Source organism: Chryseobacterium sp. TQ-BC-N36, from assembly GCF_058382295.1.
Map to the genome: position 1 here is coordinate 1,266,640 of NZ_CM178175.1, position 13,220 is coordinate 1,279,859.

Sequence of the window (13,220 nt, forward strand, 5' to 3'; positions counted from 1 at the left end):
GATTGTCGTTTTGATGGTTATTAACAGAAATTAACGAAGCTTTAAAATGATGCTATTTTGAATCTCATCATTAAAAGTACAGATTATAATAAAATAAGCCCTTCATCTGAAGAGCTTATTTTATATTTCTAATTCTAAATCTTAGTTCGCGACATCACTGATGAATTTAATTCTCAGCATTCTCACTTCTTCATCAGAAAGTTCATCCCCGAATTCATCCAGCAGCACTTTCATACTGTCACTTTCAGATTCGTTCATGAATTCCATGAAACCGTCTACAATGTCTTCATCAAAATTATCTTCAATATAGTAATCGATGTTCAGCTTTGTTCCCTGATAAACGATCCTTTCCATTTCTTTCAGAAGTTCATCCATCGAAAGATTTTTAGCTCTTGCGATATCTTCAAGATCAATTTTCTTATCAGTGCTCTGGATAATAAAAACTTTGTGGCTGGATTTATTGGCCACCTGCTTCAATACCATATCCTGGGTACGTTCGATATTGTTATCTTCTACATACGTTTTGATATAATCTGCAAATTCTTTACCGTATTTTTTAGCCTTTCCTTCTCCTACTCCATAGATTTTGGTAATTTCATCTACTGTGATCGGATACTGAACCGTCATATCCTCCAGGCTCGGATCCATGAATACTGTGTATGGTGGAATTCCATGTTTTTTGGCCACTTTTTTTCTCAATTCCTTCAACAGATTGAAAAGATTCTGATCCAGACCTCCTCCAGCCTGCTGCTGCACCTGATCACTCTCTGCTTTTGCCTGAGTAAGATCAAATTCTCTGTCTTCAGCAATTAAGAAAACATCTTTAGATTTACCATTCAGGACACTTTTCCCTTTCTCGGTAATCTTTAAAACGCCATAAGTTTCAATATCTTTCTGTAAAAAATTCTGAACAGTCGCCTGTCTTAAAATTGTTTTCCAGTAATTATCTTTTTCTTCTTTTCCAAATCCAAAATGAGAGCTTTGCTCAAGCTTATAGGATTTCGTCACTGCAGTTTCTTTGCCTGCGATAACAGAAATAAGATCTTTAGCTTTGAATTTCTCACCGGTATCGTTGATAAGCTCCAGCGCTTTTTTCAGATCGGCAGTTGCATCCTTCAATTTTGGAGGGTTGGAGGAGTTATCACACATTTTTGCTCCATCTCCATTCACAGGATCAAAACTTTCTCCAAAATAATACAGAATATACTGTCTCCTGCTCATTGAAGTTTCAGCATAGCCTACCACTTCATTCAAGAGCTGTAGTCCGATTTCTCTCTCAGAAACCGGTTTCTGTGCCAGGAATTTTTCCAGTTTTTCGATATCTTTCGGATCATAAAATGCCAGACAGTGGCCTTCACCTCCATCTCTTCCTGCTCTTCCGGTTTCCTGGTAATAGCTTTCCAGTGATTTCGGGAAGTCATAGTGAATGACAAAACGTACATCCGGTTTATCAATTCCCATTCCGAAAGCGATCGTTGCCACAATTACATCCACCTCTTCCATCAGAAACTTATCCTGATTGGCCACCCTCACCTTCTGGTCAAGACCGGCATGGTAAGGAAGTGCATTGATTCCGTTGACCTGGAGAAGCTGGGCAAATTCCTCAACTTTTCTTCGGCTAAGGCAATATACTATTCCTGATTTTCCTTTATGCTGATTGATAAATCTAACGATTTCCTTATCTACGTTGACTTTCGGACGTACTTCGTAGTATAGATTAGGACGGTTGAAACTTTCTTTAAAGACCAATGCATTAGTCATCCCTAAAGTCTTCTGGATATCATCCTGAACCTTAGGAGTAGCAGTAGCTGTCAAAGCAATTACCGGTACATTGGCAATCTTATCTATAATCTGTTTCAGATTCCTGTACTCCGGTCTGAAATCATGTCCCCATTCCGAAATACAGTGAGCCTCGTCAATAGCAAAGAAGGAAATTTTCACTTCTTTCAGAAAATCCAGGTAATCATCCTTGATTAATGATTCAGGAGCTACATAAAGAAGCTTGGTTTTACCGCTCTTGATATCGTCAAAAACCTGTTTGGTCTGTGTTTTGTTTAATGATGAATTCAGTACATGTGCTACTCCATCATCAGATGAAAGGCCGTTGACTGCATCTACCTGATTTTTCATCAATGCTATTAGGGGCGAAACGACAATTGCCGTACCTTCCGAAATAAGTGCCGGAAGCTGGTAACATAAAGATTTTCCGCCACCTGTTGGCATTAAAACAAATATATCCTTCCCACCTAATAGGTTGTCTATAATCTGTTCCTGCTGGCCCTTAAATGTAGAAAACCCAAAATACTTTTTCAATTCGCCTGATAAATTGGCTTTTTTTGCGCTCATCTAATTTTCTATTGCTAAATTTGCATCTCACCCAAAGTTATAAAAATTCTGCTTAAAATAAAAGCGAACGAATTTATAAAAAATAAAATTTATATTAAATATTCTTTTTAAAATATAACGTTTTTTAAGAACTTTTTTGTATACCTTATCATCGTAAAATGGATAGAACCAACATTATATCAATTGCAAAAAGCACTTTAGAAATAGAGATTTCCGAACTGGAAAAATTAAAAAACAGAATAGATGACCAGTTTGCCCGTGCAGTAGAGATCATTCATTCGGCAAAAGGAAAGCTTATCGTGGTAGGAATAGGAAAATCTGCCCACGTTGGCAATAAAATCGTAGCCACTTTAAACTCTACAGGTACCCCTTCTCAATTTTTGCATGCTTCCGAAGCTATTCATGGAGATCTTGGAGTGATCCAGAAGCAGGATGTAGTTTTATGCATCTCCAATTCCGGGAATTCTCCTGAAATTACCAATCTGGTTCCTTATCTGAAGGATTATTCTTCTGCTTTGATCGGAATGACCGGCAATAAGACCAGTAAGCTGGCTGAGTTTTCCGAAATTATTCTGGATACTCACGTTGATGTCGAAGCATGTCCGAATAAACTTGCCCCTACCAGCTCTACAACTATACAAATGGCGCTGGGGGATGCTCTTGCCGTAGCCTTGATGGAACTGAACGATTTCAAGGCCAACGATTTTGCCAAATTTCATCCTGGAGGAAGCTTAGGGAAGAACCTGACCTCTAAGGTTGAGCAGTTTCTTTCATCTCAAAAGCCTCAGGTTGCAGAAGATTCTCCGATAAGAGACGTGATTATTTCTATCAGTGCTTCCAGCCACGGAATTACAGTGGTAACTCATGAAGACCAGATTATCGGTGTGATCACAGATGGAGATCTGAGAAGAATGCTGATGAAAGGAGAAGATATCAGTAAGGTATTGGCTAAAGACATCATGTCTGCCCGCCCGAGAACCATTGAAAAAGATGCTCTTGCCAAAGAAGCGATGAAAATCCTGAAGGAAAATAATATCGGCCAGCTGGTTGTCACAGAAAACGGAAAATATTTCGGCATAATAGATCTGCATAAACTGTTAGACGAAGGGATAAACTAAAGTTTAAATAACAGATTTCAGATATCATACCTCCGGTTCAACGTTTTAATTAAGTGTTTTTAAGGTATTATGATGGTTATCCTTTATTTGCTGATCTTATTCCCTGTATTTTTGAAAAAATACCTTGACTATCAGGATTCACAGAGAAATAGAGTGTATCATGCGCCTTTGGAACCTGATCATAGTCATGAATATTCTCATCATGATAGAAATCTCTATTATGATCAAAAAAGCCAGGATTATTTTGATCTTGTTTGTCCGATGCCTGATCTTCTGTACTTATGATGATAAAAAATTTAATTATGTAGCAGACTGTCTATCTCTGACAGATATCGGTAGTGATTTACGTATATTTTCCGACAGGGAAGAAATAGAATCGTTATTCAGAAATAAGTTCATCAGCGAATCGCTGAGACTGAAAATAGAAGATTTTAAAAAGGTTACCGATGAAGTGGATGAAGAAGAATGGTTTTTCGAATCATTGGATCTTAGCAACGATGAAAGGTGGAAAAAAATAAATATAGCTGCAGAAGACCTTTTAACAGAAATGAATATTAAAGAAAGAGATTTTGATTTTGCATTATATGTTCCTCGATAATTTTAGAATCCAACATCGATCATTTAACTAAATATTTCATAAATTTGCTCTCTAAAAATTTTATTCTGTGAGTGATGGTAAAGACATGTCCTTTCTTGGGCATATAGGAGAATTAAGAGGGCATCTGATCCGTTCGATTATTGCTATCATAATTGCGGCCTTTATAGTTGGTTTTAATATCAACTGGATTATGGACCATATCTTTTTTGGGCCTACCAGAAATGATTTCCCTACCTTCAGGGTTGTCAATCATTTTTCAAGAATGATTTTGGGGGAAGACAGTATTCACCTTCCAAAAGATTTCCCTGTCCGTGTACAGAGACTGTATCAGCAGTTTAATGTAATGATGGCTGTTTCTGTTTTTGGGGGAATGGTGGCGGCTTTTCCCTATATTGTATGGGAACTGTGGCGTTTTATCAGTCCTGCTTTACATCCGAGAGAGAAAAAGAATTCCATTTATATCATCAATGCAGTATGGATGCTTTTTATGACCGGAGTATTATGCGGTTATTTTTTAATCCTTCCGTTTGCCGTTAATTTCGGGGTTATTTTTAAAATCTCAGATATTATTGTTCCGCTTTATGACTTAAGTGATTACACCACCTTATTTTTACAGGTAGTGTTGGGTATGGGAGTTATTTTCCTTTTCCCGATTCTGATCTATTTCCTTACCAGCATCGGAATTCTTACCCCAAAGTTTATGAAAACATACCGTCGTCATGCTATTGTTTTGATTATGGTAGTGGCAGCAATCATTACACCGGCAGACGTTTTGAGTATGCTGATGGCGGCATTCCCACTGCTTATCTTATATGAATTCAGTATCATGATGTGTACTTTTACTTACAAGAAAGTACAGAAAAGTAACGGAAACCTTCCTGCAGTACAGGACTAATTGACCGTACTTTTAGATATCACAATATACCACCGCCCGGCAATGACCGGGCTTTTTTATGTCTTCTTAAATTATGTATTTAATTTCATTTCAGTACGGGGCTGTTAATTTAATTTTATAATTTTGAAAAGATTATTAATTAAATTTTACATGAAAAAATTATCATATACCCTTTTATTTGCATCAGGATTGGTTTTCGGACAGTTCTTTGAGAAGGGTAAAGTTTTCACCAGGCAGGATACTTTAAAGGGCTCCAATACTGAATTCAGAAATTTTTGGGATGTCAAAAAATATGATCTTTCTGTAGAACCGGATTTTGAACAGAAAAGCATCAAAGGAAATAATACAATCAGTTTTGAAATTATAAAAGATGTTATCAATCCTGTTTTCCAGATCGATCTTCAGCAGCCTATGAAAGCTGATAAGATAGAAGGAAGCTTTCCTATTGCCAATTATAAGCAGGATGGGGATTTTATTTTCATTACAACGAATAAAAAATTCAAAAAAGGTGAAAAATACACCATCAACGTAATCTATTCCGGAAAGCCAACCATTGCTAAAAACGCACCATGGGACGGAGGATGGGTGTTCACTAAAGACGAAAAAGGAAATCCATGGATGACTGCTGCTGATGAGGGAATAGGAGCTTCCATATGGCTTCCTACCAAAGATATCTGGAGCGATGAACCAGATAATGGAGTCATCATGAAAATTATAACGCCTAATGATCTGGTAGGTGTGGGTAACGGCAGACTCACTGATAAAAAAACAACAGGCAGCAAAACCACTTATACCTGGGAAGTTAAAAATCCTATCAACGCCTACTCCATTATCCCGAGTATAGGGAAATATGTCAATTTCAAAGATGTATTTGAGGGTGAAAAAGGAAAACTGGACCTGGATTATTGGGTAATTGACTATAATCTGGACAAGGCAAAAAAACAGTTTCAACAGGTAAAACCTATGCTCTCTGCATTTGAATACTGGTTTGGTCCATATCCGTTTTATGAAGATTCATACAAACTTGTAGAATCTCCTCACCTTGGCATGGAACATCAGAGTAATGTAGCTTATGGAAACAAATATCAGAACGGCTATCTGGGCAGAGATCTTTCAGGGACAGGAGTAGGGCTAAACTGGGATTTCATTATTATTCATGAAAGCGGCCACGAATGGTTCGCCAATAATATTACGGCAAAAGACCAGGCAGATATGTGGATCCATGAGAGTTTCACCAATTATTCCGAGACTCTTTTCACGGAAAAATATATGGACAAAAAATCGGCTGACATCTATGTTCAGGGAATCAGGAAATTGATAGACAATGACATTCCTATTATTGGCCGGTACGGCGTAAGAAATGAAGGCAGCGGAGATATGTACCCGAAAGGAGCCAATATGCTTCATACTATAAGACAGGTGATCAATAATGATGAAAAATTCAGACAGATTCTAAGGGGCTTGAATAAAGATTTTTATCATCAGACGGTAACTACACAGCAGATTGAAAAATATATTTCTTCAAAATCAGGAATTGATTTTTCCACGGTTTTTGATCAGTATCTGAGAACGATAAAAATACCAACCCTGGAATATACTCAAAATGGCAATACATTAAAGTTCCGCTATACAGATGTGGTAAAAAATCTGAAATTACCCATCATTATCAATGGCGCCCAGACCATTAACCCTACAGAAGAATGGCAGACCGTAAAGCTCACAAAAGATACTCCGGTTGAGTTTAATCCCAACTATTATATCAATTATTACAATACTAAATAGGGAAAAAAGGCAAATTTGCATATCAGCAGATCTGCCTTTTTCTTTTTACTTAAAAATTTAAGAAAAGTTTAATACTTTTCCCGTAACAAAATGATAAAAAAAGCAACTATTTAACTATTAATGTAAACCTAATGAGAAAAACAGTACTTAGTCTCGGTATTTTTGCTGCTTTTTTGGCAAATGCCCAGTCTATTAAAACAACCATTGATCTGGTCAATGTAAAAGATGATAAAGTAGCCGTTACCATGGAATTTCCGAAAATGAAATCCGGGGATGTCAAATTCCATTTTCCCAAAACGGTTCCCGGCACTTATTCTGTAGACGACTATGGAAGATTCATCGAAGGAATTAAATTTTATGACAATAAAGGAAAAGAACTTACTTACACTAAAGTAAATGATAATACCTACTCACTGAAAAATGCACAGGGACTTTCCAAAATCTCCTATCTTGTGAATGACAGTTTTGATGAAGAAACGGATACTTCAAAACATAAAGCCGTATTTTCTCCGTCAGGAACTGATATTGAAGCAGGAAAAGTGTACATGATCAATACCCATGGGTTTATTGGGTATATTGAAAACATGCAGGATGTTCCCTATCAGCTGATTGTTCAGAAACCAACCGATTTTTACGGAACAACAGCATTGGTAGATCAGGATAAATCTGAATCCACAGATACCTATACCCTTGCCAATTACGCTAAGGTGACAGATTCTCCGCTAATGTATACCAAACCTGATTATATTACCTTCAATGCAGGAGGAATGGATCTTGTATTGGGTGTATATTCTCCGACAGGGAAATACAAAGCTGCAGACTTCAAAGATAATCTTGAAAAAATGGTTATTGCCCAGAAAAAATTCCTGGGAGATATGAACACAAATAAAAAGTATGCTATCATGCTTTACCTTTCCGGAGGGGACGGCCCTGCAGTTAAAGGTTTCGGAGCTCTGGAACACCATGAATCCACAAGTGTGGTACTGCCTGAGGCAATGCCGAAAGATGCTATTGATAACACCATAACAGACGTAGTTTCCCACGAATTCTTCCATACAGTAAATCCTCTGAAAACCCATTCTGAAGAGATTCACTATTTCGATTATGCAGATCCGAAAATGTCTCAGCATTTATGGATGTACGAGGGTGGAACGGAGTATTTCGCCAATCTGTTCCAGATCCAGGAAGGCCTGATCAATAAAGATCAGTTCCTTCAGCGAATTGGTGAGAAGATTGCCAACTCCAAGAGCTATGATGATACAATGCCATTTACCGTAATGAGTAAAAATGTATTGGTAGAGCCTTATAAAGACCAGTACAGAAATGTATATGAGAAAGGAGCCCTTCTGGCAATGTGTCTGGATATTGAACTCAGAAAACTTTCCAACGGAGAAATGGGATACCGTGATATGATCAGAAAGCTGTCTCAAAGATTTGGAGAAAACAAACCATTCAAAGATGATAAGCTGATTGATGAACTGGTAACGGTAACCGGATATCCTCAGGTAAAAGACTTTTACAACAAATATATCGCAGGAAATCAGCCTACTCCTTATGCCCAGTATCTGAATATGGTGGGTGTGGATATTAAAAAGCAGGAAAGCCAGCCAATTTTCTGGTTTATCAAAGATCCGAACCAGACAGGTTTTGATGATAAAACCAATGCCTTTGCATTTGATGATCACTCTGCATTATCTCCTTTTGCAAAAAGTATAGGATTTAAAATCACGGATCAGGTACTTGCTTTAGATGGAAAAACAATAGACATCAAAAAAGTACAGGACTTTATCGGTTATACAAGAACGATCAAAGACGGACAGGAAGTAACGGTAACCATTCTGAGAGATAACGCCGGTAAGAAAGAAAAAATGACGCTGAAAGGAAAAGCTATTCTGGATAAAATGACTATGGAAACGCCTGTATTTAAAGCGAATCCGACTCCTGAAGAGCTGAAACTGCAGACCCAGTGGCTTACTGGTAAAAAATAAACAGAAAAGCGGGGAAATTTTTTCCCCGCTTTTTATTTTCTAAGATTGACATAAGACTAAGACTATCTGATGCAAATCTAACAGGTTTTGAAAACCTGTTAGGTTTCCTGTTTATAAATACTTTTAGGTCAGCATCACTCCTCCTTTCTGATGGTTATTCTAAAAGTGCTTCCCTTTCCTATTTCCGTCTGGGAAATCTTGATATCCCCGTTGTGGTATTCATGAATGACTCTTCTGGCCAGTGACAATCCTAACCCCCAACCTCTTTTTTTGGTAGAATAACCGGGATTAAAAGCATTCCGTGCCTGTTGTTTTGTCATTCCGCTTCCGTTATCTTTTACTTCGATCAGAATATTTTTGTTTCTTTCAAAAACAGACATGGTGATTGCTCCTTCTCCTTTCATGGCATCTACTGCATTTTTTACCAGATTTTCAATGACCCAGCTCATCAGAATTTTATTGTGAGGGACCATAACAGTATACGTTGGAAGGTTCAGAGTAAAATTGATTTTTCTGGAAATCCGTGTTTTTAAGTAATCATAATTTTCCTGGATAGTTTTATTGAAATTCCTGTCATTCAGCTCAGGAACAGATCCTATCTTGGAGAATCGTTCAGAAATGGTTCTGAGCCTTTCAATATCTTTTTCTATCTCATGTACTCCTTCCGAATCCGGATTATCCAGCTTCATAATTTCGATCCAGCCAATCATGGAAGATAAAGGCGTTCCGATCTGATGAGCTGTTTCTTTGGCCAACCCGGCCCACAGGTATCCCTCATCTGTCTTCTTGATCGTTCTGAAAAACCAGAATGAAAAACCGAAATACAATAAAATAAACAATCCTAAAATATAAGGTGAATAGCGAAGATTATTAAGCAGTCTTGAGTTGTCATAATAGACAAACTGGTTATTCCCATCCGGCACTTTGATCTCAATAGGATCATAATTCTTTTCCATATTCCGGATCAGGTCCTGAAGCTTTTCAGGATCTTTTATTGTGCTTTCCGGGATATTTCTGTAGTACCCGAGATCAAGAATCGGATTCTTATATTTATCTGTGACAATAAACGGAATCGTATTATTGATATTAAGAATATCCGGCAGCAGGTCCAGTACATCTGTATCAGGAGTCTTTACTTCCTGCTGTATCCTAATGGCTTTGGACAGGAGACTGATCCTTTTAATCTCCTCTTTTCTGAGAAAATTGATAAGTGATGTTGAAGCCACAATGATAGCAATAACCAAAGTAGTCATGACCACAAAAATGATCCAGTTGTTCAGCCTGGTGAGTATGGATTTTCTCAATGGTATTTTATTTTAAAACATTCAGAATTTTCTGCAGCTCCGTACTTCCACTTCCCTGATAGTTATTGATAATAATCGAAAATACGTATTTTTTTCCATCTTTTGCTGTATGATATCCTGCAAAAGATTTGGTATCCTTCATTGTTCCGCTTTTCATTTTCATTCCATTATCCTGAACCGGGAATCCATCATAATATGCATCAAACCAGGATTGTTTTTTAGCATATAAAAGTGCCTGTACTTCAGCTTTTGCAGCTACATAATTTTGTGGGGAAAGTCCGCTTCCATCTGCAAAGTTGATCATATTAGAACTGATTCCTTTTGATTTCCAGAATTCCCTGAGATAAGAAACTCCGCTTTTGAAGGCTGAATCTCCTTTTTTCTCTTTTCCTAAGGTCTTAATTAACGTTTCCCCATACAGATTGATGCTTTTTCTTAGAAACCAGTAAACAATTTTATCCAGAGTCGGTGACTGATATGTTAGGAGAATATTATTTTTAGGGGCTGCCAAAGCTTTCTTTCCTTCTATTTCAAGCTGTGAATTGGACACAGCCTTTCCTGAAAGTTCAATCCCTGATTCTTTCAGCCACTGTTTTACTTCTGCCGCCAGCTGTAAAGGCGGATTAGGAGTAGAACCGGAAACCGTTACCGTTTTTCCTGCCGGAAGTATCCCGTTAATCAGTGCAACATTCGAATGGGGAGCAGTAAAAATAAGACTTTGATCTGAACTTCCGCCGGTTTTCAGGTCATTGAGCCACTGTACTCCTTCCAAAGGATAAGAAAAACTTTTAAAATCGGTTCCGTTTATATTGATGTCAAATTGGTTTTCTTTCCAGTTGATTCCCCATACTCCGGCACCATAGTAATTGCCAAGGTCGTCCCATGGCCACCCTCCGGGAATCGTCTGATGATCAAAGTAAGAATCATCAATAATCAGATCACCGGATATTTTCTTTATCCCTGAGTTTTTAATGGCATCAATTAATTTCTTTTTAAAATTTTCGGGTTTATAGCCCTCATACCTCCAGCTTCCCAATGTGGGATCACCGTTGGAACTGATGAAAAGGTTTCCGTTGAGTGTTCCTCCTGATATATTCCCAGAATAGCTTGAAGTGGTTGTATAAGTATAATTTTTTCCTAATGTTTCCAGAGCAGCACCCGCAGTAAAAATTTTTTGCGTAGAAGCCGTCGAAAGGCCTTTATTTCCCTGGTATTCATATATAAAATTACCATTTTCATCTGAAACATAAAATGATAAACTGGAAGAAGCTGCTCCTGAAGAATCCATAAGATCCCTTGTTACTTTGTCTAATTTCTGGGCAATATTCTGTGCGGTAACCATCTGTACAGAAAGCGTAAGTACAGCAAATGTTTTTTTCATTACATTGTTAATTTGGGTCTAAACGAATAAGGTTCAGAACAGTTCACTGTCATTATATTTGTTAATATCCTGAACCTTTTCGTATATCAAAATTCTAATCAAATATAGTTAAAATAAAAGCTTCTCATACTCCCTGAGATCATCGGAAGTAAAAAGAATCTGATGGCCAGGAGATTTTTCAAACGCCCGGTCATGCTTAAAATATTTTTCATAATCATCTTCATCTATGAAAATATCCATCTGGCATTCTTTGATATAGTTTGATTTGTCTTTGTAATTTTCAATAAAATATCCGGAATCTCTCCAGGGTTCATGATGACAGCGTAGACAATTGCTTTGATGCAATGCCTTATAACCGCATATTTCACAATCCTTCAAACTTTGAAATAATTCTGAAATTTTATGCCGTATATCTTCCGGGAAAAGTAAAAGTGCAATTTTTTTTAAAAGCAGATAATAATTCGGTTCCTGCCACGAAAAATAAAATCCGTCTTCCTGATTGGTATAAAGCCATAATCTCTGAAGGTCATATTCAACCTCAGCTTTAATGATATTTTTAATATTCAGAATGGTTTTATTATTCTTCCTGACATTCTGTCTGTTATCAATTTCAATAACCGGCTGCTGTTCCAGAAAATGGGCCAGACATAATGTTGTCTGCCATGAGCCTACCGTTCGCATTTTACCTTCACTTCCGCAGATCTCACAGGTTTTTACAGACAATTCTGAATATTTATCTTTAATGTTTTTAAGTTTATTATTCAGCGTTTCGTCTTCAGAATAAGTATAACATCTCAGCTCTCCGAATTTTTCTTTTCCAAAAACACGGTGCTCCATATTCCAGCCTGCAACGGCAAATTCGAACAGTAATTTCCGGATCAGCTCATTCCATCCGGTACTGTTTACTGAAAAATTGAGCAGATTACTCTCTATAAAAAGGTCGATCTCTTCTTTATTCATATGCATCAGAGTCTGCTGCCCGATTCTATTTCATAAGGCTCTTTTCCTTTCTCAAAAATCCTTGTCAGCTCACTTCCTTCTACGGTAATAGAATCGTTTATTCTTCTGATCCAGTTTCCTTCCCTGAGGCCTACCACTTTAATGTCATTTTGGGTAAGAAATTCCTTAATGCGTGTTTCTCTTGTCTCTCCATTATGCTTTAAATCCGGGTTAGGATCCAGGTAATGTGGATTAATATTGAAAGGAACCAGCCCCATACACTCAAAACTTGGCGGATATACGATGGGCATATCGTTCGTCGTTTTCATATTCTGACCTCCTATATTACTTCCTGCACTGCATCCAAGATAAGCTTTTCCACCTGATACATTGTTTTTAAGTACAGGCATCAGCCCTTCTTCGTGTAATGTTTTCACCAATAAAAAAGTATTCCCACCACCGGTAAAGTAACCCTTTGCCTGATTAATAGCTTCTTTTTTATTTTCGAACTCATGAAGTCCTTTTACTTTTATATTGATCGTTTCAAAGAAAGAGCGGGCTTTTGCAGTATAATCATCATGGGAAATCCCACCCGGCCGCGCAAAAGGAATAAACACGATTTCATCAATCCCTTTATATAATTGGATTAATTCTTCTCTGAGATATTCCAGATATTCTCCACCAAAAAGGGTGGATGTTGAAGCTAATATGATGTTCATATGACAAAATTATAGGTATTAATAAAAAATGGATGACAAAGATAGCCTCAAACAGCAACGAATCAAAAATTAAATTAAAAAAAACATCAATCCCGTTAATATTTTCTAAAAAAACTTAAAGCCTCTAAAATTTAAGCTTTTGTGGAATTA

10 protein-coding genes are annotated in these 13,220 nt (G+C 37.3%); 5 read left to right on the plus strand and 5 right to left on the minus strand.

The window, feature by feature from the left end; all coding sequences use genetic code 11:
- Positions 1–141 precede the first annotated feature (141 nt).
- Entirely contained in the window at positions 142–2,346 is a 2,205-nt protein-coding gene (gene recQ / locus AC3FI7_RS05615; protein ID WP_142722825.1) for a DNA helicase RecQ, read from the minus strand.
- Positions 2,347–2,504: 158 nt separating this feature from the next.
- Between recQ and AC3FI7_RS05620 the strand changes: the two genes are divergently transcribed.
- The 5 genes from AC3FI7_RS05620 to AC3FI7_RS05640 all read left to right on the plus strand — a co-directional run bounded on the left by AC3FI7_RS05620 (position 2,505) and on the right by AC3FI7_RS05640 (position 8,727).
- Complete coding sequence (locus AC3FI7_RS05620; RefSeq protein WP_142722824.1) at positions 2,505–3,464, plus strand: KpsF/GutQ family sugar-phosphate isomerase; 960 nt, start codon at positions 2,505–2,507, stop codon at positions 3,462–3,464.
- 160 nt (positions 3,465–3,624) lie between these two features.
- Entirely contained in the window at positions 3,625–4,062 is a 438-nt protein-coding gene (locus AC3FI7_RS05625; protein ID WP_491461610.1) for a hypothetical protein, read from the plus strand.
- A 67-nt stretch (positions 4,063–4,129) separates the two neighbouring features.
- Entirely contained in the window at positions 4,130–4,957 is an 828-nt protein-coding gene (tatC, locus tag AC3FI7_RS05630; protein ID WP_491461611.1) for a twin-arginine translocase subunit TatC, read from the plus strand.
- 150 nt (positions 4,958–5,107) lie between these two features.
- Positions 5,108–6,739, plus strand: coding sequence for a M1 family metallopeptidase (locus AC3FI7_RS05635; RefSeq protein ID WP_491461612.1), 1,632 nt, complete (start codon positions 5,108–5,110; stop codon positions 6,737–6,739).
- Between the two features lie 131 nt (positions 6,740–6,870).
- Positions 6,871–8,727 (plus strand): M61 family metallopeptidase, encoded by a 1,857-nt coding sequence (locus AC3FI7_RS05640; protein WP_343658624.1) that lies wholly within the window; start codon positions 6,871–6,873, stop codon positions 8,725–8,727.
- 134 nt (positions 8,728–8,861) lie between these two features.
- On the opposite strand, the gene AC3FI7_RS05645 is transcribed toward AC3FI7_RS05640, so the two are convergent.
- The 4 genes from AC3FI7_RS05645 to pepE form a co-directional block, all read right to left on the minus strand.
- Positions 8,862–10,031, minus strand: a complete 1,170-nt coding sequence (locus tag AC3FI7_RS05645; RefSeq protein WP_142722820.1) for a sensor histidine kinase — start codon at positions 10,029–10,031, stop codon at positions 8,862–8,864.
- 7 nt (positions 10,032–10,038) lie between these two features.
- Positions 10,039–11,412 (minus strand): D-alanyl-D-alanine carboxypeptidase/D-alanyl-D-alanine endopeptidase, encoded by a 1,374-nt coding sequence (gene dacB, locus AC3FI7_RS05650; protein WP_491461613.1) that lies wholly within the window; start codon positions 11,410–11,412, stop codon positions 10,039–10,041.
- A 108-nt stretch (positions 11,413–11,520) separates the two neighbouring features.
- The gene (locus AC3FI7_RS05655) at positions 11,521–12,372 is read right to left on the minus strand and encodes a hypothetical protein (RefSeq protein ID WP_343658626.1); all 852 of its coding nucleotides are present in this window, start codon (positions 12,370–12,372) and stop codon (positions 11,521–11,523) included.
- A gap of 5 nt (positions 12,373–12,377) precedes the next feature.
- Positions 12,378–13,070, minus strand: a complete 693-nt coding sequence (gene pepE / locus AC3FI7_RS05660; RefSeq protein WP_142722817.1) for a dipeptidase PepE — start codon at positions 13,068–13,070, stop codon at positions 12,378–12,380.
- Between the last annotated feature and the right edge of the window lie 150 nt (positions 13,071–13,220).